Origin of the sequence: Planococcus koreensis (assembly GCF_004761975.1) — a bacterium.
In the GTDB taxonomy this organism is placed as follows: Bacteria; Bacillota; Bacilli; order Bacillales_A; family Planococcaceae; genus Planococcus; species Planococcus koreensis.
The window spans coordinates 1-25015 of the sequence record NZ_RQII01000025.1; the positions used below are offsets into that span (position 1 = coordinate 1).

Genomic DNA, 25015 nt, shown 5'->3' on the forward strand with positions numbered 1-25015 from the left:
AAAATGGAGGTTTTTAAAAGTGAAAGCAGCCAATGGATAAACGCCTGTCCGCACCCAGAACAAAGGACAGGCGTTTTTGTGTGCCCAAAAAACGTATGAAAGCCCTTTTCCGTTGTGTGCGGAAAAGGGCTTATAAGAGCTGCAGTAAATTCAGTTTACAGCAAAGTGACATAATTGATAACGAACATGACAATTGCAGAACCGCCAACCCCTAATGCTAAATCTTCCCAACCCAATTCTAGTACTTTGTCAAAATTCATCTCAATCCGCCCCTTTTGAATGCCTATTTGTCTGATAAAAGATTCCTAAGTGATGTAATCACATTTTTCAGATATCTTTTTGACTTATTTTTATTATAATGGAGCGTTAATTTGATACAATGGACCAAAATAACTAAATATTCAAAAATAAAACAATTTTCTATAGAAATGTAAATTTGAAAGCTATTTTAAAAGATGAAGCACTGATTGAAATGTCGCCTTTCACTTGATACAGTAAATAGATAGAAGGAAGTTTCCGACAATTCAAGGTGAGAGGATGCTGCAGAGTGAAGTTTTATTTGTCGATGGATATGGAAGGTGTGACGGCATTGCCGGATTATACATATGTAGACTCAGCTGAACACAATTATGAACGCGGACGCCGATTGATGACAAAGGATGCCAACGCCGTAATCTCAAGTGCATTCGATCATGGAGCGCAAGAATTCGTCGTAAATGACAGCCATTCAAAGATGAATAACTTGATTGCAGAAGATCTCCATGAAGACGCGCAGCTGATCACGGGCGGGGTGAAGGCTTTTTCGATGGTGGAAGGGCTGGATGCATCTTACGATGGTGCCTTTTTTGCGGGCTACCACGCGCGGGCGGGTCAAAAAGGCGTGATGTCGCACGCAATGATTTTCGGTGTGCGGTCGATGTGGATCAATGAAACCGAAATTGGCGAGTTGGGCTTGAACGCCTATGTTGCCGGACATTTCGGTGTGCCGGTCCTTATGGTAGCGGGAGATGATTGTGCCTGCCGTGAGGCGGAAGCGCTAATTCCAAACGTCGTTACGGCGGCAGTGAAAGAATCCATTACGCGTTCAGCCGTCAAGACGCTGCATCCGAAAAAAGCGCAAGATTTGCTGGCGCGACAAACGGCAGCGGCTATAGAAAACCGCCGCAATGTCGAACCGCTTGTGCCCCCGGAAAAACCGCTGCTGAGAATCGAATTCACGAATTATGGTGAAGCGGAGCTGGCGGCGATGATGCCGGGCTGTGAGATTGAGGACGGGACGACCATTGTTCGTTTTCAAGCAAAGGACATTTTAGAAGCTTACCGGGCGATGCTCGTCATGGTGGAACTCGCGATGCAAGCCAAATTTTGCTGAAAACGGTATGCTAGATAAGTACATAACTGAAAATGGGAGTGGATTTATTTGCGTATAACACCAAAACGGCTGCAAAAAGGCGACACGATCGGCATCATTTCGCCTTCGAGCCCGCCGAACTTAGACAATTTGAAGAAAGCTTTGCCATTCATAGAGGAATTGGGGCTCAATATAAAAATGGGCAAGTCCGTGGAAGCGAAACGCGGCCACCTTGCAGGAGACGACGATGCACGCCTTGCTGATTTGCATGAAATGTTTGAAGATCCGAACATTGCCGGCATCATTTGCGCGGGTGGCGGTTACGGAGCGGCGCGTTATACAGACCGCATCGACTTCGCGATGATCAAAGAAAACCCGAAAGTGTTCTGGGGCTATTCGGATATTACATTTTTACATACAGCGATCGGACAATATGCGGACCTCGTGACCTTCCATGGCCCGATGCTTGCGTCGGATGTTGGCAAGGATGAATTCCACGAACGCAGCGGCCGGATGTTCGGCCAGTTATTCGGTCCGTTCGAGCTGCATTACACGGAAGAAGTCGCGCCGCTTGAAACGCTAGTGGGCGGACAGGCTGAAGGGGAATTGGTCGGCGGCAATCTGTCGTTGATCAGAAGTTCGATCGGCACCAAATTCGAACTCGATACGAAAGGCAAGATTTTATTGATCGAAGACATTGACGAAGAGCCTTACCAGGTCGATGAAATGCTGAACCATTTGAAGATGGCCCGCAAGTTTGAAGAAGTGGCTGGCATCGTCATCGGCGACTTCAAAAACGCAGATCCGAAAAAGCCGGAGCGTTCGTTGAGCTTGGATGAGGTGTTCGCGGATTATTTCAAAGACTTGAAAGTGCCGGTAGTCAAAGGCTTTAAGATCGGCCATTGCGAACCGCATTTCTCTGTGCCGCTCGGTGCGAAAGCACGGCTTGACGGAGATGCACGAACGCTCACGGTATTGCCGGGCGTAGAATAAACGATGAAGGGCGGAGGAGAAAGATGCTGCAGACAGAATCGACAAGGTGGGTATGCACTGTGCCTGTTGCGACCGTATGGACGGCGCCGGAGAAAATCCGCGAAGTAGATGCGGAAGGCTTAGGGAAAACGCCCAATATCAATAAATGGATCAACACCATGACGGCAGAAGAAAGCCGCGACATGGTCGACAGCAACCGCGTCCAATCCCAGCTCCTTTTCGGGGAACCGGTAATGATTGATGAAATGGCGGATGGCTGGGCGAAAATCGCCGCTATCTGGCAGCCATCGCAAAAAGACGAGCGCGGCTATCCGGGCTGGGTGCCCATTGACCAACTGAAAGAAGTCGAAGCACTCGACGAACTCGGATATGCCCGCGTCGTTTCCCAAATGGCACAATTATGGACCGAAGATTTCAAACCACTCCTCGTCGTGCCATTCAATACGATGCTGCCGGTCAAGGAATTGGGGGAATTCATCCGCGTGCAGACGCCACTTGGCGACGCCTTCATCATGGCCGAGCAAGCGGAAGTCGCCCGCGGCTTCAACCAAGTGGAAAAAGGCACCGGCGTGGACGTCGCAAACCTGGCTGCAACATTTTTGCAATTGCCGTATTTCTGGGGCGGCATGTCGAGCTACGGCTATGACTGCTCCGGACTAAGCTACAATATGCTGAAAGCGAACGGCGTAATCATTCCGCGCGATGCAAAAGACCAAGCAGCGGAAGGCCATGAAATCAACAAAGACAGCCAACAAGACTGGCACATCGGCGATCTTTTGTTCTTCGCATACGAAGAAGGCAAAGGCCGGCTCCACCACGTCGGCATCTATTACGGCAACGGCTTGATGATCCATTCACCGACGCCGGGCAAAGCCATTGAAATCATCGAACTTGCCGGCACCGTGCACGAAAAAGAACTATGCGCAGTGCGCCGTTTTGTCGAAAATGAAGGCGCTGAAGAATAACTGAGTATGCAGAACTTCAGTTTTTAAAGTTAATATTCCATAGATGTCTCCGCTTTTTTTCTACATCTCTGGATATTGAAAAGAAGATGCAGAATGTATATCTTACTGTTCTTCGGTAAAAGAAATGATTTTCTATATTAAGAAATACCTTTGAATGAAGCGGAAGACGGCGACTCCAGCGGGACTAGCCTGAGCTGAAGGCCCCGCAGGAGCGCAGCGACGAGGAAACTGAAGCCAGGCCCGCGGAAAGCGTCCGTCTGAAGCGAAATGAAAAGTCTATCACAGTTCCTTCCAACCTCTTTAAAACGTGAAATTCTGTCGCTTTTATGTTATAATTACTAGATATTGTTTCTATAAACAGAGAGGCGTGGATGACGATGGCATTTCAACCGCATGAAAAAGAAGTATCGGAATTTGTAGCAGCCCGTAGAATTGGCGAATGGATTTCTTTCACACGCAATGGCGTGGAAGTTAATGGAACCATTTTTAAAATTATGGACAACTCGGTGATTGTTGAAATTTCACCAGAAGACGCTAAAGAAATTGGTGCGGCATCAAACATGACCGTAATCTCCCATAAGAAATACAAAATCGTTTAAATCCCGCAGCAAGGCGGGAGTCAGGCCGCAGGCAAACTCGCAAGATTCGAGTTGCCTGCGGTTTTTTATTGGCCGAAAGGCAGTGATTTGAAAGTTCTGGCATTATTAAAGTTTCAAAGCATCGGCTTTTTTGGTAAAATAAAGAAAGCAAAACCACTACTGGCGTTGAAAGGAATCCCACAGCATGATATTTGATTTTAGATTCTGGCATTATTTCGTCCGACAGGGTGAATTGATACATAACTTACAAAATGGCGAAATGCGCCAATTCAATAAACGCCTGGGCTGGATCATTGCATTCGGCATACTGGTTTTTGCGCTGCGTGAAATCTGGGGCATGAACACAGCCTCGCTGACGCCTTATTTGGCGCAGGGCCAATGGGCGGAATACACATTGGCGCGCTGGGCTTCACTCGCTGGCACGTTGATCTGGGCCGGTATCTATTTGGCATTCCATTCATATGGAGCCGCTTTTTTATTCTGGAAATTCCTGAAAATGCCGTGGCGCGCGGCAATCGTTATGCAGACCTACGTGCTGGGATTGCTGGTCGTTGAAAAAACGCTGACGTTCCTGATTTTTGCGCTGGCCGGCTACACGATGCCGGTGTCGCTGTTCTCGTTCGGACCGCTGGCGGCCACGTTTATCGGCATCCCGTTCCTCATCTACTTCTTTAACCAATTGACGCTATTCACGTCTTTGATCATCGCGGTCCAATACCGCTATATCCGCAGTTTTACAGCGTATTCACCGAAACTGATTTTATTGCTGCTAATCGTACTGCACGTCGTCGTGGCGCTGGCAGTCGCCTCTTTGAGCTTTGTACCGCTCGGCGAAATGCTCAGTGATTTCACGAGAGGGGGTCCTTCTGTTGAATAAATTCTTTTTCATCGGACTCTCCATAGCAGTGACGGCATTCTTAACAGCGAACGCATTGTTATTATTCGGAGAAAAAAGCATCATTTCAAAAAATGTCTATGTCAGCGAGTACGAGCAGGCATATACAGACGATTACGAAGAAAATCTGCCGAAAGAAGCAGTGGCGGCACCGCTTTCCACTGTCCAGATTTACGTCCAGGATTCACAGGCCATCGAACAATGGCTCGTTGAAGAAGGGGATGTTGTGCAGGCAGGTTCTGAGCTTGCAGCCCTGAACGAAGCGGAGTCGGAAGACCAGCGCGCGGTATGGGAATCTGAAAAAAGCGCTTTGGAATCCGAAAAAGGGGAAGTGCAAAGTTCGTTGCAGGCTCTTGAATCGGCGCGCTCGTCCAATAGCGGCTCAGAATCACGCAGCGATTCCGACCGTTCCAGCGATACGGACGACGACGGCAACACGGTCAACTTCAACGTCGATTTGAATGTCGGCGTCGAAGTGCCGCAGGACGGCTCTTACGCAGCTGGAATCGCCCAGGCGGAACAGCGCTTGGCAGCGATCGATTCGCAGCTGGCGGTTGTCAACGCGCAATTGAACCAAAGTGCGTCAACCCCGGCGTTGATCAGCCCAGCGGAAGGCACCATCGCAAAAATCAACCGCACGGAAGAACCGCTCAGCGTGGAAATCTACTCGCCTGAAAAAACATTCGTGACTTATCTCTTGGAAGACGAATGGCATGAAGTTGCGGCAGATGACCGGGTTATGGTCCAAGCGGAGGGCTTGGGGCAAGCTGTTCCAGGCACCATTTTAAGTGTAGACGCAATTCCGGCGGAACCTTCGAAATGGCTGGAAGCCTATAAGGGGCTTGATCCAATTGAACAAGCCAATCCGATTGCCTTTTATAAAGTGCAGATCGGCATCGGGTCTGAAGTCGAAGCGGCATTGCCGCTCGGCAGCAGCGCGAATGCTGAAATCATCATCAATGAAGCCATAGACGTAGTGGCATTGCCGGAACCGTGGATTTTTGACCGCTACGACACGAGCGGTTCGGCTTATGTCTTGTCGAAAACCGGGAAAGCCGCACTTTCTCCAGTGATCGTCGGATTTGATGTCGGCGGCAAAGCGGTGTTGAACGATGGCATTGAGTCGGGTTCGATTGTCTTGAATGAACGAAAACTGAGGGAGTTCCAAAAAGCCCCGCGCATCTTCGTGCCGTTCCCAAGCAAACAGCCTGACTATGAATTTGCAAAAGCGACCAATTGGCGCAAGTATGTCGAATATTTATTGGCACGGTAATCCCACCCGGAAGCGGCCGCTTCCGGGTTTTTCAATGCCTTGAAAGTGGGTGACAGCGGCGTGTGCAATTGGTACGATGGAGTCATTGGCAGGTTTTAGGAAATGGAGTGGGAAAAATGAAAGAGACGGACTGGCGTTTTAAAGTGGCTAACCGTGAGGCATTGATTGGGGTGGGGCTCGCCATCTTCAATTTTATCTGGTGGTTCGGCTTTGCTTACGGGCTGGGCTCGCGCCCGGTGGAGGAATATACATATATTTTCGGCTTGCCGGACTGGTTTTTCTATAGCTGCGTCGTTGGCTTCCTTTTGATGGTTGTACTGGTCATCGTCGTTGTGAAATTTTTCTTTGTGGAAGTGCCGTTTGATGAAGAGGAGGATGTCCGATGAATTTTGCAGTACTTACTCCGATGCTGGTGTTTTTGGTCGTGATTTTTGCGATCGGCTATTGGTCGAGCAAAAAGCTGGCGACAAGCACCAACTTTATCAGCGATTATTTCCTTGGCGGCCGTGAATTGGGCGGCTTTGTGCTGGCGATGACAATGGTCGCAACCTATGGCAGTGCGTCAAGCTTTCTCGGCGGCCCTGGCACAGCTTACACAATGGGCTTCGGCTGGGTGCTGCTCGCGATGACGCAAGTGGCCACAGGTTATTTCGTGCTGATGATCCTCGGCAAGAAATTCGCCATCATGGCGCGCCGCTACAAAGCCATCACCATGATCGACTTTTTGAAAGCCCGCTACAGCAGCACATGGGTAGTACTGCTGTCGGCGTTCAGCATCATCGTCTTCCTGTTTTCCGCAATGGCCGCGCAATGGATCGGCGGCGCGCGCCTCGTGGAATCGTTGACCGGCTTGCCTTACAACACGGCGTTGTTCATCTTTGCAGTCAGTGTGCTCGTCTACGTCACCATCGGCGGCTTCCGCGCCGTTGCGGTGACCGATGCAGTGCAAGGGGCGGTCATGTTCCTTGGCACCTTGGTGCTGCTGATCGCGGTCATCATCGCAGGCGGCGGCATTCCGAACATCATGAACGATTTGATCAATGAAAACCCGAACCTCGTCACGCCATTCGGCGCAGACGGCAATTTGAGTGCCGCATACGTATCGTCGTTCTGGATACTCGTCGGGGTCGGAGTTGTTGGCCTTCCGCAGATTGCCGTGCGCGCAATGTCCTATAAAAACGCGCGCTCGATGCACCGCGCACTCATCATCGGCACGATTGTCACGGGTTTCATTATGCTTAATATGCACTTGATCGGCGTTTTTGCACGTCCGATCCTGCCAGGCATTGAAGTCGGCGACAAGGTCATCCCGCTTATCGCACTTGAAACCTTGCCGCCGTGGGCAGCGGGCATCGTGCTTGCCGCTCCGATGGCGGCCGTCATGTCGACGGTCGATTCGCTGCTCATCCTGGTCAGTTCGTCGATCGTCAAAGATGTCTATTTGAATTACATCAAGCCGGATGCCGATTTGAAAACGATCAAGCGGCTGTCGTTCGGCGTCACCGGAACGCTCGGCGCCGTCGTGTTCCTGCTGGCGATCAACCCGCCGGATCTGCTGATTTTCCTTAATCTGTTCGCGTTCGGAGGGCTCGAAGCGGCATTCATCTGGCCGGTCGTCCTCGGCCTGTACTGGAAATGGAGCAATAAATACGGCGCCATCGCATCGATGGTGACCGGCATCACCAGCTACGTCGCGCTGCATTTCTACAACGCAGCAAACGGCAATTTGTTCGGCGTCCATACCGTCACTGTGCCGGTCTTGCTGTCGCTGCTCGCGTTCGTCGCATTCAGCCTGCTCATCGGACGAAAAGCGTATGATTACGAGACGGGAATTGCGAAATAATCACATTTTGCCTATAGAGTTACAATGTTTTAATAAGAAGAGCCGTTCGCCATCGCGAACGGCTTCTTTTATTGAAAAGGCGCATTCCGCTCAGGCGGAATGCATATATTTACAGCTTTGGTTAGAAGGTTCTCCTGCTAACATGACCTGACTGGAAGTCTACATGAAGTGCAGAATAATCAACATGAACTACGCCGCCGTTAACATGAACTATTCAGAAGTTAACCAGCACTAGCTGAAAATGAGTGGAGAATAGAAGCACCACCCCACGATCCAAGTTCAAAAGCCTAAATGGAAAAGCCGTTCGCCATGGCGAACGGCTCCTTCTCAAGCACTTGCGCATTTCACCTTTGGCGAAATGCAACCAGCTGTGGTTTTAGGCAGAAGGTTCTTGTGTTAACACGAACGATTTTAATCGGCATTTCCCCAATAGCGGACAAGCTTCTTGTTATGAAACACACACAGCACTTCGCCGCCATCCATTTACTTTTTCACAGATAGGGCGTAGAATGAGTGGATAATTCGTAAGGCGAAAGAAGGCACATGCATTTGAAACAATGGAAAATCTACTTAATTTTAACGGCAGTCATGCTAACGTGGGGCTTCAATCTGCCCTCGGTCAAATATTTGGTCAGCTTCGTGGAACCGGTGACGCTGACGGCGTTCCGCATCCTGCTTGCAGGGATTTCGGTTTTCGTAATCTTGGCGTTCGTGAAGCTGCTGCGGTGGCCGAAGAAAAATGAATGGAAATATATTTTCCTTGGGTCGCTGCTCAATGTAGTGGGCCACCATTATTTCTTGTCGAGCGGGCTCGCGATCACAAGCGGTTCGAACGCGGGACTGATTCTCGGCACAGGTCCGATGCTGACAGCGGTGCTGGTGTCGCTCATCATGCGCTCATATCCGTCGAAACTGCAATGGTTCGGCGTCATCATCGGCCTTGCGGGAGTTGCGGCAACAGTGCTTGTCGGCAGCGGCGGCGCGACGGGCATGAATATCGGCGATGTCTTTGTCTTCGTGTCGATTTTCGTTCAGGTCCTGAGTTATATCGTCATTTCGAAAGCGGCCGGGTCGATGGATCCGCGTTTGCTGACGGCGTATATGTTCATCATCGGCTCATTCGTGCTGTTCTTGATTTCGCTCGTGCAGGAGCCAGGCGAAATCCGCGCGTTTCTTGATGTGCCGCCGACGTTCTGGCTGGCGTTCCTGTTTTCGGCTATCATCGGTACCGCGGTCGGCCACATGCTGTATAATTACTCGATCGGCCAGGCGGGCCCGACAAAAGCCGCTATTTTCATGAACCTCAATACGTTTTTTTCACTGGTTGGTGCCAGCGTCATTCTCGGCGAGGCGATCACCGGCCGGCATATGTTCGGTCTTGTGCTGATTATCATCGGCGTGCTGTTCGGTTCAGGCGCAGCAGAGGATTTAATACGCAAACGGCGCAGGCGGCTCTCTTCTTGAGCCGCTTTTTTTGGTTCCGCAGCCCGCAGTGGTTTATTTTCCTGAGGAATGCAATATAATAGAGGAAAGACAAATACGAAACGGAGTTTTCTACATATGCCTTTAACTTTGAATCCACGCGCAGAAGCGCTTCCGATATCCGGCATCCGCCAGTTTTTCAACCAGCTGGCTGATTATCCCGATGCCATCAATTTGACGATCGGCCAGCCGGATTTTCCGACGCCCGAAGCGGTCAAGCAGGCGGGAAAAGACGCTATCACCAATAACCTGACAGGCTATTCCCATAACGCGGGGCTGATCGAGCTGCGCACCGAAGCGGCTTCTTTCTTCAAAGACCGCTACGGCCTAACGTACGATCCGCAGACGGAAATCGTCGTCACGAACGGCGCAACCGAAGCGCTTGACGCGGTATTCCGCACCATCCTGGCTCCCGGCGATGAAGTCGTCATCCCGGCGCCTTGCTACACGGGCTACGGCCCGATTGTCGAGATGAACGGCGGTGTTCCGGTGCTGCTCGACACGTCCGATACGGGGCTCGTGCCGACAGCCGCTAATTTGAAGGCGTTGATCACGAATAAAACCAAAGCGGTGCTGTTCAATTTCCCGTCGAACCCGACTGGCGTGACGCTGTCGAAAGAACAAATGGATCCGCTCGTTGAAGAGCTTGCGCTGCATGACATCTTCGTCGTAACGGATGAGATTTACAGCGAAAATACATTTGAAGGCGACCATACTTCATTCGCATCTTACACGGCCATCAAAGAGCGGACGTTCCTTGTGCAGGGCTTGTCGAAATCGCATTCGATGACAGGCTGGCGCATGGGCTTTTTGCTGGGGCCGGAGCAATACATGAAGCATGCCTTGAAAGTGCATATGTACAATGCGGTCTGCGCGTCGCTGCCAAGCCAGTACGCGGCGATCGAAGCGCTGAAAAACAACCGCGATGTGCCGGAGGAAATGAACCGCGCGTACAAAGAGCGGCGCGATTTCGTCTACGGCAAACTGCTCGAAATGGGGCTCGACGTCGTCAAACCGAAAGGCGCATTTTACATTTTCCCGTCGATCGAGAAATACGGCATGGGATCTTTCGACTTTGCAACGCGTTTATTGAAAGAAGGGGGAGTCGCGGCTGTGCCGGGCTCTGCTTTTACACCATACGGCGAAGGCTTCTTGCGCATTTCCTACGCCTATTCGATGCCGACGCTCGAACGCGCGATGGAGCGCCTCGGAGTGTGGCTCAAAACTTTGGAACAATAAAACACTTGGACATTATCGCAGCGGCGATAAAGGGAGGACATCTAGATGGCTTCATTATGGGGGACACCTGAGAAACTGCAAGAATTATTGGTAGAGATGGTCGGCTGGAAAAGCATGACCTTGTCGGAAGGCGAAGTCGAATTCGCGTATAAGCTGAAAGAGAAACTGGAAGAGCTGCCGTATTTCCAGCAGCACCCGGAACATCTGCACCTCAGCGAAGTGAATTGGGAGCGCGAAAACGTTACGGCGCTTTACAAGCATCCGGAAGCCGTCGACACGGTCGTGCTGATGAGCCATTTTGACACCGTCAGTACAGCGGAATACGGCGATTTGGAGCCGCTTGCCTGCAGCCCGTACGAATTGGCGGAAGCGTTCAAAGGCGTGCGCGATGAACTGGACCCGGATGCGCAGGCAGACCTCGATTCGGGTGAATACCTGTTCGGCCGCGGCACGATGGACATGAAGGCTGGGCTTGCATTGCACATGGCGATGATCGAAAAAGCGTCTACGGAACAATGGCCGATCAATTTGCTGCTGATGTCCGTGCCGGACGAAGAAGTCAACTCGGCTGGGATGCGCTACGGCGTTTCGAAACTGCTCGACCTTGAGCGTGAATTCGGCCTTGAATATACGCTGTTCTTGAACGGCGAGCCTGTCTTTGCGCAAAAACCGGGCGACACCGGGCATTACCTTTACACTGGCTCGATCGGCAAAATCATGCCGGCTGCGCTGTTCTATGGCAAAGAGACCCATGTCGGCGAACCCTTGTCAGGCATCACGTCGAGTTATATTTCGACCTACCTGACGCACCGCATGGAATGGAATGAAAACTTCAAAGAAACGGTATACGGCGAAACGACGCCGCTGCCGGTGACGCTCATGCAAAAAGACATGAAACTGGAGTATTCCGCGCAGACGCCTTACCGCACGAGTGCGATGTACAACGTGTTCCTGATGGAAAAGAACGCTGACGAAGTGTTCGCCCAGTTCGAGAAAATCGCCATTGAAGCAATGGATCATTGCACAAGCGATTACCTAAAAATGTGCAAACGGGAAGACATCGAGCCGGTCGGCGACATTCGCGTCATGCGCTTCCGCGACCTCAAGCGCTATGCCATCAAAAAGTTCGGCCGTGAATACATCGACCGCGCATTGATTGACACGATGATGCATCCGGAATGGGACGTGCGCGAAAAATCGATGCACGTCGCCGACGTCCTGCTCATCAATTGCCAGGAACTTACGCCGGCATGCGTCTTGCTCTACGCGCCGCCGTATTACCCGGCAGTCAACTCATCCGACGATGAACTCGTCAAACATTGCGTCGAACAAGTCACCAACAACGCAAAGGAAAAATTCGGCTTGGAGCTTCAGCAGATCCATTACTTCAACGGCATCTCGGACCTCAGCTACGTCAATTACGGCGATAAAGAAGACAGCTTCGTGACCTACGAAAAAAACACACCGGTCTACGGCGATTCCTACAGCATCCCGTTCCAGGCGATGAAAGAACTCGATGCGCCGGTGCTCAACGTCGGTCCGTTCGGCAAAGACGCCCACAAGCGCACCGAGCGGCTGCACATCAAAAACACATTCGAAGAAATGCCGCTGCTGCTCGAAGAGATGATTTTATCGATTCCTGTGAAAAGCACAGTGTGATCTTTGTCAGCAAATAAACCACGTCTTATTGCATTCCGCTTCGTGCGGAATGCGCATGTGAAGTATTGGAGCCCTCCGCACTTGCGGAGGGCTTTTCATATGGAGAGCTTGGCCGCCGATTTTGAGCGAATGCCGGTTAAATTCGAAACAGTTCATGTTAACGGCTGCTTAGGTCATGTTGAATCTTCCGCAGTTCATGTTAACTTCTCATTTTAAAAGTTGAACTAATGATATTATGATTTATACATCGCTTCGGACGCTATGGGCATGGCTCTCGCCATGAGTCGAGAAGAACATTCGACTCATAGCTTCGCCTAGCCCTTTGCCGCGCCTCAGCTAAGAGATATCTCGATATGGAGCAAAACAGCGGAGACGCCTGCGGGAAAGCGAGACAGCCGAGACCCCGCAGGGAGCGTAGCGAACGAGGAGGCTTGGCGCTCGCCCGCGGCAAGCGTAGCTGTTTTGCGGAATATCGAAATTTATAGAATCAAAGTTCAACTTATAGCTCATGTTACCGCCAAGTTTACGCCGGTTAACTCGAGAACCTTCTCGCAAAACGCCTTCGCAATCATGTACAATTGGATTGTATATACATAGTAGGGGGAATGGTTGATGAAGATCGTGAAGGCAGAAATTTATGTGGTGGAGTTTCCGCTCAAGGAACCGTTCATCATTTCGTATGCGACGTATCCGCATATGGCGGCAGTAATCGTGAAATTGGAAACGGATACGGGGCTTGTCGGCTACGGTGAGGCAGTTCCGGATGAGCACGTGACGGGTGAGCAAGTGAACGGCACTTATGAAATTCTGAAGAATGTGTTGGTGCCGGCAGTCATCGGGCAGAACCCGTTCGATATTGAAAAGATTCATTTTCTCATGAATTCGGAAATCGCCCGCAACCCAGCAGCAAAAGCGGCGATCGACATCGCATGCTACGACCTGATGGGCAAAGCATCGGGGCAGCCGGTTTATAACATGATCGGCGGACAGGCGCACGACAACCTGCAATATCCGAAAGTGCTGAGCATCGAAGCACCGGAAATCATGGCGCAAAAAGCGAAGCTTGCGATGGAGCAGGGCTTCAGCAGCTTGAAGCTGAAAGTGGGCGACCCTGACTCGGCGATGGACATCAAACGCATTTACGCGGTTCGCGAAGCGGTCGGGCCGGACATGCCGATCCGCATCGATGTCAATCAAGGCTGGAAAACAGCCGGGCACGCAATCCAGGTGATCAACCAACTTGATGGCGCAGGCCTCACTTGGATTGAACAGCCGATCCGCATGGGCGATATCCGCGGCCTGGCAGACGTCCGCAGAAAAACGGCAACGCCGATCATGGCGGATGAGTCGGTCCAGACGATGGAAGACGTACTCGAAATTATCCGTTTGGAAGCAGCGGATTACATCAACATCAAGCTAATGAAATCAGGCGGCATTTTCCCAGCGGTGCAAATGGCAAAAGCAGCGGAAAGCGCAGGCATCATCGCGCAGATCGGTTCGATGGTGGAATCGTCGGTCGGCTCAGCAGCCGGCTACCACGCGGTCATGTCGCGCCGCAATATCCAGACAGCCGAATTGACAGGGCCGCTTTTATTTTCCGAAGAGATCGGCGACCTGGACTTCCAATTGCCGTACGTCATGCTATCGGACAAGCCGGGGCTTGGAATCGAAGTCGACGAAAAGCAGCTGCATAAGCTGACGATCATGTCCTGTACAGTAGAAGGGGGCCGAACACTTCATGGCCATTGAAACAAAAATCAACGAATGGTTCAATTATTTCCATGCCCATCCGGAAGTGAGCTGGAAGGAAACAGGGACTACTGAAAAGCTTGCGTCCATCATGGCGGAGCTCGGCATCGCACACCGGACATTTGATGGCGTAACAGGATTGTTTGCGGAAATCGGGGAAGGCGAGCGGGTCGTTGCAGTGCGCGCCGACATCGATGCGCTGTGGCAGGAAGTGAACGGCAAGGTGCAAGCCAACCATTCATGCGGCCATGACGCCAATATGGCGATGGTGCTGGGAGCGCTCTTGTACTTGAAAGATGAAACCCTGACGAAACGTATTCGTTTCATTTTCCAGCCGGCGGAGGAAAAAGGCAACGGTTCGCTGGCGATGATTGAACACGGTGCATTGGAAGATGCCACGCATTTATACGGCGTCCATTTGCGGCCAATCGAAGAATTGCCGCACGGCCAAGCGGCGCCTGCAATCCATCACGGATCGGGTATTTTCCTGAAAGGGAAAATCACCGGCGTCGATGCGCACGGCGCGCGCCCGCACCAAGGCAAGAACGCGATTGATGTGATTGCCGCCATCCACCAATTCATCAAGTCGATTTATTTTTCCCCGTTCGAGTCGTATTCGGCGAAGCTGACGAATATCCAGGCGGGGGGCGACTCGCTCAATATCATTCCCGGAAGCGCCACTTTTGCGCTTGATGTCCGTGCACAGTCAAATCGGGTTATGGGTGAACTGAGAAGCCGCATTGACGAAGGTTTGCAATCGATTGCCGGGCTGTACGATATCCGCATCGATTGGCAATGGGATGATTACACGCCGGCGGCGGAAGTGTCGGAAGAAGCGAAAGATATCGCAGATGCCGCCATCCGTTCCGTTATTGGAGATGCCAACACAGCGCCGCCGCTCGATACGACCGGCGCCGATGATTTTCATTTTTACACGATCAAAAAGCCGGAATTGAAAGCGGCGATGCTTGGCATCGGGGCGGATCTCGCTCCGGGGCTCCATCATCCGGACATGGCGTTCAATCACGCTGCGCTCGACATCGGCGCGCGCGTGCTGGCTGAGACATTGAGAAATAGTTAAGGGATTGGCCTGCCGTAAATTCGGCAGGCCAGGTTTTTTAAAGAACATTTAGGGTAATGAAAGATAAATCTAGTTATTACAAGGGAGCTTTTTTATGGACGCTATTTTAGATGCGTTGACGTGGCTCGTCGACGAAGGCAATAATTTATTATGGACTTATATTCTGATCGCCCTGCTCCTCGGACTCGGCGTCTATTTTACTGTGCGCACGAATTTTGTGCAGATTCGATTATTCGGAGAAATGTTCCGCGTCATTTCGGAAAAGAAAGACGGCGAAGCAGGCGTTTCGGCATTCCAGGCCTTTACCATCTCGACCGCTTCACGCGTCGGGACAGGCAACATCACTGGAGTTGCGCTGGCAATTGCCAGCGGCGGCCCGGGTGCCGTGTTCTGGATGTGGGTCGTTGCGTTGATCGGTATGGCAACGGCTTTCATTGAAAGTACGCTTGCGCAAGTCTATAAAGTGCGTGACGGCGAACAATTCCGCGGCGGCCCGGCTTATTATATGCAAAAAGCGCTTGGCAGAAGAAAGCTGGGAGTGGTCTTCGCGATTCTGTTGACGATTGTTTTCGGCTTTATTTTCAACTCCGTTCAATCGAACACAATTGCCCAATCATTCGGCGACGTCTTCAATATGCCGGAATGGGTTGTCGGCTTAGCGCTTGTTGTGCTGACGGCGCTGATTATCTTCGGCGGCGTCAAACGCATTGCACGAGTTACGCAAGTGCTCGTTCCTGTTATGGCAGTCCTATACATATTAGTGGCATTGTGGGTCGTCATCATCAATATCACGGAAGTTCCAGCTGTCTTCACATTGATCGTGAAAAGCGCATTCGGTTTGGAAGAAGCGGCAGGGGGCGCAATCGGTGCGGCCATCATGCAAGGCGTACGCCGCGGTTTGTTTTCGAACGAAGCAGGTATGGGTTCGGTGCCGAACGCTGCCGCGTCAGCCAACGTTTCGCATCCAGCGAAGCAAGGGCTTGTGCAGAGCCTTGGGGTATTTTTCGATACCATCATCATCTGTTCGGCGACAGCGTTCATCATTATTCTGGCTGGTGTCTATAAAACGGGCGAGCAGGAAGGCATCTTGTTGACACAGGCGTCGCTTGGCGTCCATGTCGGCGACTGGGCTCCATATTTCCTGGCATTCGCCATTCTGTTTTTCGCGTTCAGCTCGATTGTCGGCAATTATTATTACGGCGAAACGAACATCGAATTCATCAACGCGCATAGCGCATGGCTGACTGCTTACCGCGTCGGCGTGCTCGGAATGGTCATGTTCGGAGCGCTCGCTAAAGTGTCGCTCGTTTGGAACATGGCGGATCTGTTCATGGGCATCATGGCTGTGCTTAATCTGGTCGTCATCGCAGCACTCGGCAAAATCGCCTTCAAAGTGCTCGGCGACTACACCGCTCAGCGCAAAGAAGGCAAGAATCCCGAATTCTTCGCTAAGAACATTCCTGGCCTGAAAGGCACGGATTGTTGGGGCGAGCACAGCCGGGACAATTAATACTAGAGAATTTATGTGAATTTGAAGCAGCCCTCTGCATGATGCGGAGGGCTTTTCATATGGAATATTTTTGGCGGCAGAAGGATGCCTGTTTTGCTAGCGCCGGTTAAAGTCGAAACAGTTCATGTTGATAGCTGGTTAGTTCATGTTGAAACTCCCGCACATCTTGTTAGCTTCCCGCTAGTTCCTGTTAACGCAGATTTAGTCCATGTTAACGTGGGAAAAAGTTGCTTAAAACCACAGATGGATGCATTTCGCCTGGGCGAAATGCGCAAGTGCTTGAGAAGGAGCCGTTCGCCAGGGGCGAATGGCTTTTCCATTTATGTTTTTGAATTAAGATTGTGGAGAGGCGCGTTTCTGCTAGTGCGGGTTAAAGTCGGAATAGATCATGTGAACGGGAACTTTGTTCATGTTAAATCATCCGCATATCATGACAACTCGCAGCTTCGTCATGTTAAAGCCAAAATAGTGCATGTTAACGAGATAATGTGGTAAACAGGCACAATAAAAAAGCTTTTTTCCAATCTGGTTAATTTCCATAAGTTTTACAGCTGGCTCCGTGATATAATCTTTTTATGAAAAAATTACTGATATTCCTTATATTATTTGCCATACTCTTTATTTCGTCAGGCCAGACCTATGAACAGCAGACGCTTATCCCGGCGCTGCAGCGATATTTGCCATCTGAGCCATTCAAGGGCTTTCTGAGCCTCTTCCAAATTCCTTATTGGGGAACGATGGTTTCTGTTGAAGAAAGAGGCTATTACGCATTTATCGAATTCATGATCCGAAAAGCGTCCCATGTGCTTATCTTTGGGCTCATCGCGCTGGCGGTGCTGAATATGCTACCAAAACCGAAAGTGTGGATCGCTTTTGCCGTCGCTTCCGCCATCGCTTTTGTCGATGAATACCATCAATCGCTGACGGGTGGCCGGACGCCGACTGTCCACGATGTTCTCTTGGATATGTTTGGGGCAGCATTGTTTTTAGGAATCTGGCTGCTTTGGAAAAACAAAAGATGCAAAACTGCTGAAAGGCTCAATCCTGAAATGGATTGAGCCTTTTTTCTGTTTATAAAAAAACAATAATTGGAAGAAATAATTCTGTAATATTTAAAGGTTTTATTTTCCAGTAAAAAGCATAAAAACCCTTTAATACCCTTACCTCCTAAAGATAAACATATAATAGAGCTAAAATGTGCATTTGTAATATAAATGTAACGTAGTTTAGTACATTTATCTGATAAACTCAGAAGAGTAATAAGAACTAGTGCAAAAAATAGACGATTCGGTGTTTGATCAGCATCTTGAATCCACAAACTTACAGAGGTGTCCAATTGAAAAAACGTTTAATAGTTATGATGATAGCTGTGATGGTTTTTACAGCAAGTCCGTTCATGTCAAATGAAGCCGAAGCCAGTGGAACAGTAACACCGAGTGCATTAGTCGAATATGCGTTGAAATTTAAGGGTGTCCCATATAAGTGGGGCGGTACAACTCCATCAGGATTTGACTGCTCAGGTTATCTGCAATATGTTTTCAATAATTTCGGAATTTCCATTCCGCGCGTGTCAGCGGATCAGCAAAAAGTCGGTACGTCCATTTCCAAAAGCAATCTGAAGCCTGGCGACCTGGTATTTTTCGTCGCACAGCCAGGCAATACGAGAATCTCCCACTCAGGAATTTACGTGGGCAACGGTAACTTCGTCTCTGCAACATCAAGCAAAGGGATTGCAGTTGAAAGCTTGAACACAAACCCTTACTGGGCACCGCGTTATGTAGCAGCAAAGCGCTACAGCAGCGTGAGGGAAACGACGACTACACCAGTAGCGGCACCAAAACCGGCATTGCCAGTTGGGCAGTACTACGATGTTTCAACAGGCCATTGGGCTGTCAATGAAATCAAAAGCTTAAGCTCGAAAGGCATCATCAACGGATACGACGTCAGCATTTTCAAACCGGAAAATCCGGTGAACCGCGCGGAAGCGGCAACAATGATCGCTAAAGCGCTTGGCCTTAAACCGGTCAACGGCACTTCGTTCAAAGATGTCTCTTCTGCATATTGGGCAAACGGCTATATCAATGTAGCTAAAAATGCTGGAATCATCGACGGGCGCGGAAACGGCTATTTCGAGCCGACTGCACTAGTCACCCGTGCTGAAATCAGCGCAATGCTGACGCGCGCATTTGCGATGAAAGCGACAAATACTACTGTTAAATTCAATGACATCAGCGGCCATTGGGCTGAATCATCCGTCATCAAAGTCGCTTCAAGCAATCTTGCGACAGGCTACGACGACGGCAGCTTCAAGCCGGATGCAAGCGCGAAACGCGCTGAACTTGCAGCATTCATTTATCGCGCCATCGGCAACTAAAGAGAAGTCGTACAACTCGGCTGAAATAGAAAAGAGATACGGTGCGCATGCGCCGTATCTTTTTTCTATGGGTTAGAAATGATGCACAGGTGCATTTTGCAAATGGGAAAATGCGCCTTTTCACATTGAGTTATTGAAATTGAAATAAAGCGAGCCGATTTTGGCTAGTGCCGGTCAAAATCCGGACAAGTCATGTTAACGGTCCATCAATGCATGTTGATTGTCAGCCAATGCCTGTTAAGTCTGAAATAACTCCTGTTAAATTCGATTTGACCCTTTTATGGAGCGGCAGGGGTCTTTCTCGAACGAAATTCAAGGTTTCCGAATAGAAAAAGATGCGGCGCAATTTCGCGCCGCATCTTTTATGCATTATATAGAAGGTTTATTTTAATACAGCATCCAGCAATTTTGAACTTTCCGCACGTGTAATCGGGTTTTCTGGACGGATCGTATCGTCATCATAACCAGTCAGCAAGCCATTATCGTAAGCAGCTTCGATGGCCTTGAAGTAATAAGCCTCAGGTGCTACGTCTTCAAAAGTGTGGCTTTGGCTGCTTTGGAAAGCGTAGATGCGCTGAAGAATTAGCACAAGGTCAGCGCGCTTGATCGGCGCATCCGGGCTGAATTTGGTGTCGGATGTGCCTTTGATGTAGCCGAGGTCGTAGGCTTTATTGATATAGCCGGCAGAGTAAAGCGACTTCGGCACGTCGGTAAAGCGCTGGACTGTGGTATCAGGCGTCCAGTTTGATGCACGTCCGATTATGGTGGCGGCTTCGGCGCGTGTGATCGAGCTCCCGGGGCGGAAAGTGCCATCCGGGAAGCCATTGATGATGCCGCGGTCAAAAACAGACTGGATAGGGGCTGTATACCATTGGTCGCGCTTCATATCCGGGAAAAGCGCAGCGGCCGTCGCAAGCGAACGGACCATGCCGTGGCCGTAGCGGATATCTTTTCCGGCTGTCCCGAGGTCCAGTGCAGCGCGTGCGACTGTTGCGCGCAATTGGACGTTGCTCAGATGTGGATAAGCTTCCATATACTGGGCGAACGTGCCGGCTGCAAACGGAGTTGCGACCGACGTTCCTTCAGAGCTTGAGTAATCATCTTGTGTCGTTGTTTTCGCATTGACGAACGTGCTGACGATTCCTTCACCCGGAGCGACCAGTTCCTGGGCAGGGCCAGAATGGGAAAAATAGGACAGCCTATTCTGCTGGGAAATGGAACCGACGGCGATGACAGAAGAATAGCGCGCCGGGAACAAAACATTGGAAGGAGTCTTTTGGAGCTCAGGGTTATAATTTCCGGAAGCGGCAACGATGATGATGCCCTTGTCATATGCTTTATTCAGTACATCCTTCAGCGCTTCACTGTCACCTGCAGTAGTTAAGCTCATATTGATAATATCCACTTTTTGATCGATCGCCCATTGTACGCCGGCAATGACGTCATCGAGGTCACCGACGCCGATATCATTCAAGACTTTCACCGAATAAATGAGTGAATCCGGTGCGATTCCGATGGTCCCGATGTCGTTGTTCTGTGCGCCGATGATGCCTGCGACATGTGTGCCATGTCCTTTTATATCCGAATAAGCGGAGCGATCAGGAACTTTTGAAATGCCGCCGGCGATTTTCAGGTCCGGGTGCTTAATATTGATGCCGGAATCGATGATGGCGATTTTCACGCCTTTGCCGGTATAGCCGAGGCTAGTTGCTTTATTAGCCCGGATCAACGAGTAGCCCCAGCTCGCTTTTTGTGCAGCAGCTTTTACGGTTTGGTTTTCTTCAATATATTCTATAGAAGAATGTGCGTCTGCAGCCGTAGCGGGAAGGCCGTCCGGGAATGTGGCCGACACCGCAGAAATCGAATCGAATTCTTCGTGCACCTCGGCTCCAGCTTCTTCCAGGAATTCATAATCGATTTCGCCATTGAAAGATATGATCACTTTTTCAGATTCAGTTTTGGAATCGGAGGCTTCTGCCGGGGCATAATCCATCACGCTTACGGCCAACAATGCAGCGGAAAACATCAATAATTTTTTCAAGGGGGTCCCTCCAATTGCTATAGGCTTTCTTGTAATTATAGCTTAAATCAAAAAAAAAGCGGGCTTGAATGCCCGTTTTTTTTGATTAGTTATTCGCTTTCCATTTGTAGTAATCGTCGATTCCGCTTGCGATGGCGCTTGCTGCGCGGTCTTTATAATACACAGTTGATAATTTATAAGCGTCTGAGCTATTTGTCAGGAATCCGAGTTCCACTAAAGCGGCTGGCATCGGATTTGTGCGGAGTACCAGGTAAGGTGCTTCTTTAACGCCACGGTTATTATGGGACATCGCTTTATACAATCTGTTCTGGATGAATGTTGCCAATTGCTTGCTGTGGATTGCGTTTTCGTCAAGTGCTGCTGAATAGAATGTTTCAGAACCGCTAGCTGCAGGTGTTGCTGAATTCGCATGGATGCTGACGAATGCGTTTGCGCCGCTCTTCACAGCTAATGGCACGCGTTGGTCCAAAGCGATCGTCTTGTCAGTCGAGCGTGTCATGTAAACGGAAATGCCTTTTGTCTTAAGGTAAGCTTCTACGCGTTTTGCAACATCAAGGTTGACGTCTTTTTCGCGCAAGCCGTTTGCAACTGCGCCTGGATCAGTGCCGCCGTGGCCTGCATCGATCGCGATGTATCTTTTCTCAGCAGATACAACTGCTTTTGAGAGGTAGCTTGAATGGACGTAGCCTGAAATCGTGCCGCTTGTGCCGTATGCCCAAACGCCGTTATAGCCGTAAACCGTGAATTTAGCGCCAGTGTTCAATTTCCCTACTGCTGTATAGCCTGTGCTTGGTCCAGTGCGGACATTCAAGCTGTCGACTGTTACATATAATGTATCAATTGAAGCGTTCTGGAAAACGACCCGGTAGTTCGGGTTAAGTCCGCGTGCCAGGAATGCTGCGAACTGTCTTCTGTTCAAGTCTTCGTTCGGCGCGTAAGTGCCTGTGCCAGTTCCGTTTGAAATACCGAAAGTAGCGATTTTGTTGACAGCTGTGTAAAGGCTGGTAGAAGCTGTATCGACTTTGATGTCTGTGAAGAAGACATTTCCTGTCTTGGTCAAATTAAATGCGCGGCTTAGTAAAAATGCCATTTCGCCGCGTGTCATTGTTTGAAGCGGTTTGAATGTGCCGTCGCCGTAGCCAGTGATGATGCCTCTATTAACGGCCTCTTGGATATAGCCGGAACTGTAAGAAGATGATTTCACATCGGTAAACGAAGTTTTTCTTGGAGTGCTGTTAAAATTGAATGCGCGGCCGATCATCACCGCTGCCTGTTCGCGCGTCACCGAGGCGTCAGGGCTGAAAGTAGTAGCGGAGGTTCCTTTGATCATGCCTCTGTCGTACAAGTAGATGATTTCCTTGTCAGTGGACAGGATATCTTTAAATGGAACTGCAGCAGATGTGGGGCTTAAGCCGATGGAAGAGATCACTAAGACGATTGCGACGAGAAATAAACTAACCTTCATGAACAAGTTTTTCATAAGATTGTAATGTTCCCCCTGTATTTTTATTAATTTCTTTAGTCATATTAGCAGACTTTTGTTCAAAAATATGTATATTTTTTAGAAACAGACAAAAAGTAATGTTTAAAAATTTGCTAATAGGGTAATATTCGTTTTCTTAGTTAATATTACCTGCAAAAATGAAAATAAAGTTTATTTTTATAATGATATTTTATCAACTGGAAATATAATGAATAAATGCAGTCCTTTTTATTATTGAATTAATGCTATACTTGAACTATATACATATACAATAAATGTTAAAAATAAGGTGAATTAGATAAAAAGAAGTATAGTTTATATGTGATAAATGATATAAGGTTAGAAATACCGGAAAGTGATTACTAGATAATAACTTTTCGTTGTCAAATAACTAGTTTAAGAGGGGGAGCATTCAAAAAATGAGGAAATTAATGCTGCTATTAATTATGGCGACGATGGTCATATCGATTGCCGCTCCATTACATACGAAAGCGGCCGACGACCTGACAGGGCATCCATATGAAAAAGAGATGAGAGAATTGATGGAGCTCGGGATCATTACGGGTTACGATGACGGCTCAATCCGGCCGGAGCGTGAAGTGACGCGCGCAGAATTTGCGAAGATGGTGATTCTGTCTTTTGAATTGGGAACGGACGCTGCAAGCGCCGAATTCAAAAGTGCTGCTGTAGCTTCCAACACCACTGGCCTTACCGCCAGCTTCAAAGATGTACCAATGGACAAATGGTTTTATAATCCGATCATGCAAGCGGCGGAAGCCGGCATCGTAACAGGATACCCGGACAATACCTTCGGCCCGAACGACCCGATTACACGCGAACAAATGGCAACAATGGTGTCGCGCGCATTGACTGCGAAAGGCTACACGCTAACTGAAGGAGAAGCTGCGCCTTTGGACTTTAAAGATCTGTCGACTATATTGAAAGTCCATGTCGGGGATGTTCAGATCTTGACGCATCTTGGCATTGTGAAAGGCAACGACGACGGCACGTTCAAACCGAAAGACAGTTCGAAACGATGGATGGTGGCGCTTGTTATGTTAAGAGGAAGAGAACTTGTATTCCCGCCAACACCATTGGAGTTTCAGGCATCAGCGGTTTCAGCAGAAAAAACAACCGTATTAAAGCATTTTGAAACATTTGAAGAAGCGAAGTCATACGTCAAAACAAATTCCGCGGCAACAGCCGTGGAACGCTCCAACCAAATTGTCTGGATGGAAAAAGGGATTGCTGTGACGAACAAGTTCACAGAAATATATCCGACAACCGATTTGAAAGTGATGGCTTCACAATTCCGCCCGTATGTACCGGCGCAGACAGAAATGAAATACCTGGATGCAACGGCTGGTACGGTTAAAGTGGAATTGGCAGGGAAGGTCGGCTACGTCAGCCAAGACTCGATCAACCAGATTCCTGAAGTGATGAAAAAAGGGCAATCGTATTACGAGGTATCACAATACGGCAGCTTGATCCATTACTTGTACAACCATTCGACAGGCAAGACTGTCTCGATGGGCGTCATCGGCAAAGCGCCGGCGCAAATGGCTGTCGGAAAAAAATATTACAGCTGGGACGGCGCGAATTTCACTGACGAAACCGGCAACAAGGTGACGGAAGCGCATCAGTATTTCAACAAACTTCCGCTTTATACACCGTCGAATTATTCCGCCCAAGAGCTTGATAAATTCCTGGTGGATTTATTCCCTTATTACAATAAACTTCAAGCAGGCAAGACGTGGACGACTAGCCCGCTTGCTGGAACAGGGAAATTCTTTAAAGAGATGGAAAGTACGTATAAAGTGAATGCGCTGTACTTGATGGCGCATGCCATCCACGAAAGCGGATGGGGCACGAGCAAAATCGCTCAGGATAAATTCAATCTTTATGGCTACGGCGCGGTAGATGCCGATCCGTATAACGGGGCTTATTCTTATGCGACGTTCAGAGAGTCGATCGAATATGCGGCTCAAAAAATCAACGCCAATTACCACACAGTGACTGCGAGCTACTACAATGGTTCGGTATTGGGCCATAAAGGCGTGGGCATGAACGTGCGCTACGCGTCGGATCCGTTCTGGGGAGAGAAAATCGCCGGGCATATGTACCGAGCGGATATCAACTTGGGCGGCAAAGACATCAACAAAATGGCGCTTGGCGAAACGACAACAAGCGGTTTGAATTTCCGCAAAGACGCTTCGACATTGTATGCTCCGCTTTACAAGCTGGAGATGGCCGGCATTCCTGCCGTCATCAAAGGCACGGTCCAAGCAGCATCAAATGGAGCGACTTGGTATAACGTCCAGTCGGAAAACAAGCTCTATAATGACGCTTTCGTTCATGGTGCATATTTACGTGAATTACCGACAGCGAAATAAAATCTTAACAATTTTTACAAAAGAATCCCGTGTTCTGGCGCTTTTCGCCGGAGCCGGGATTTTTTGTTTATGTTATACTAGGCTA

At 49.5% G+C, this 25015-nt stretch carries 19 protein-coding genes; 17 read left to right on the plus strand and 2 right to left on the minus strand.

Going from position 1 to position 25015, the window contains the following annotated elements:
- The first annotated feature begins 547 nt into the window (after positions 1 to 547).
- The 16 genes from EGV91_RS05755 (at position 548) to EGV91_RS05830 (ending at position 19013) form a co-directional block, all read left to right on the plus strand.
- Entirely contained in the window at positions 548 to 1372 is an 825-nt protein-coding gene (locus EGV91_RS05755) for a M55 family metallopeptidase (RefSeq protein ID WP_135501571.1), read from the plus strand.
- A 48-nt stretch (positions 1373 to 1420) separates the two neighbouring features.
- Positions 1421 to 2344 carry a S66 peptidase family protein gene (locus EGV91_RS05760; RefSeq protein WP_135501573.1) on the plus strand — a complete coding sequence of 308 codons (924 nt, stop codon included), beginning with the start codon at positions 1421 to 1423 and terminating at the stop codon, positions 2342 to 2344.
- Between the two features lie 23 nt (positions 2345 to 2367).
- Complete coding sequence (locus tag EGV91_RS05765; RefSeq protein WP_135501575.1) at positions 2368 to 3309, plus strand: C40 family peptidase; 942 nt, start codon at positions 2368 to 2370, stop codon at positions 3307 to 3309.
- Positions 3310 to 3686: 377 nt separating this feature from the next.
- A complete protein-coding gene (locus EGV91_RS05770; RefSeq protein ID WP_135501577.1) occupies positions 3687 to 3908 on the plus strand; it encodes a DUF2187 family protein in 222 nt (73 codons plus the stop codon).
- 184 nt (positions 3909 to 4092) lie between these two features.
- Complete coding sequence (locus EGV91_RS05775) at positions 4093 to 4785, plus strand: hypothetical protein (RefSeq protein ID WP_241666114.1); 693 nt, start codon at positions 4093 to 4095, stop codon at positions 4783 to 4785.
- Complete coding sequence (locus EGV91_RS05780) at positions 4778 to 6076, plus strand: efflux RND transporter periplasmic adaptor subunit (RefSeq protein WP_135501579.1); 1299 nt, start codon at positions 4778 to 4780, stop codon at positions 6074 to 6076. The genes EGV91_RS05775 and EGV91_RS05780 overlap by 8 nt, the downstream gene beginning before the upstream one ends.
- Before the next feature lie 116 nt (positions 6077 to 6192).
- Positions 6193 to 6462: a YhdT family protein gene (locus EGV91_RS05785; RefSeq protein ID WP_135501581.1), complete on the plus strand. Its 270-nt coding sequence runs from the start codon at positions 6193 to 6195 to the stop codon at positions 6460 to 6462.
- Entirely contained in the window at positions 6459 to 7919 is a 1461-nt protein-coding gene (gene panF, locus EGV91_RS05790) for a sodium/pantothenate symporter (RefSeq protein WP_135501583.1), read from the plus strand. The genes EGV91_RS05785 and panF overlap by 4 nt, the downstream gene beginning before the upstream one ends.
- A 549-nt stretch (positions 7920 to 8468) precedes the next feature.
- Positions 8469 to 9383, plus strand: a complete 915-nt coding sequence (locus EGV91_RS05795; protein WP_135501585.1) for a DMT family transporter — start codon at positions 8469 to 8471, stop codon at positions 9381 to 9383.
- A 96-nt stretch (positions 9384 to 9479) separates the two neighbouring features.
- A complete protein-coding gene (locus tag EGV91_RS05800) occupies positions 9480 to 10640 on the plus strand; it encodes an aminotransferase class I/II-fold pyridoxal phosphate-dependent enzyme (RefSeq protein ID WP_135501587.1) in 1161 nt (386 codons plus the stop codon).
- Positions 10641 to 10685: 45 nt separating this feature from the next.
- Entirely contained in the window at positions 10686 to 12299 is a 1614-nt protein-coding gene (locus tag EGV91_RS05805) for a M20/M25/M40 family metallo-hydrolase (protein WP_135501590.1), read from the plus strand.
- Between the two features lie 612 nt (positions 12300 to 12911).
- On the plus strand, positions 12912 to 14048 hold the full coding sequence (locus EGV91_RS05810) for a mandelate racemase/muconate lactonizing enzyme family protein (RefSeq protein ID WP_135501592.1): 1137 nt from the start codon (positions 12912 to 12914) through the stop codon (positions 14046 to 14048).
- A complete protein-coding gene (locus tag EGV91_RS05815) occupies positions 14038 to 15129 on the plus strand; it encodes an amidohydrolase (protein ID WP_135501594.1) in 1092 nt (363 codons plus the stop codon). Before EGV91_RS05810 ends, EGV91_RS05815 begins: the two co-directional genes overlap by 11 nt.
- A gap of 94 nt (positions 15130 to 15223) precedes the next feature.
- Positions 15224 to 16639 (plus strand): alanine/glycine:cation symporter family protein, encoded by a 1416-nt coding sequence (locus tag EGV91_RS05820; protein WP_135501596.1) that lies wholly within the window; start codon positions 15224 to 15226, stop codon positions 16637 to 16639.
- Between the two features lie 575 nt (positions 16640 to 17214).
- A complete protein-coding gene (locus EGV91_RS05825) occupies positions 17215 to 17697 on the plus strand; it encodes a VanZ family protein (protein ID WP_135501598.1) in 483 nt (160 codons plus the stop codon).
- Between the two features lie 278 nt (positions 17698 to 17975).
- Complete coding sequence (locus EGV91_RS05830; protein WP_241666115.1) at positions 17976 to 19013, plus strand: C40 family peptidase; 1038 nt, start codon at positions 17976 to 17978, stop codon at positions 19011 to 19013.
- 382 nt (positions 19014 to 19395) lie between these two features.
- On the opposite strand, the gene EGV91_RS05835 is transcribed toward EGV91_RS05830, so the two are convergent.
- A complete protein-coding gene (locus tag EGV91_RS05835; protein ID WP_135501600.1) occupies positions 19396 to 21054 on the minus strand; it encodes a S8 family peptidase in 1659 nt (552 codons plus the stop codon).
- Between the two features lie 85 nt (positions 21055 to 21139).
- Positions 21140 to 22534 carry an N-acetylmuramoyl-L-alanine amidase gene (locus EGV91_RS05840; protein WP_135501602.1) on the minus strand — a complete coding sequence of 465 codons (1395 nt, stop codon included), beginning with the start codon at positions 22532 to 22534 and terminating at the stop codon, positions 21140 to 21142.
- A 434-nt stretch (positions 22535 to 22968) separates the two neighbouring features.
- Between EGV91_RS05840 and EGV91_RS05845 the strand changes: the two genes are divergently transcribed.
- Positions 22969 to 24930: an S-layer homology domain-containing protein gene (locus tag EGV91_RS05845; protein ID WP_241666116.1), complete on the plus strand. Its 1962-nt coding sequence runs from the start codon at positions 22969 to 22971 to the stop codon at positions 24928 to 24930.
- The last annotated feature ends 85 nt before the right edge of the window (positions 24931 to 25015 follow it).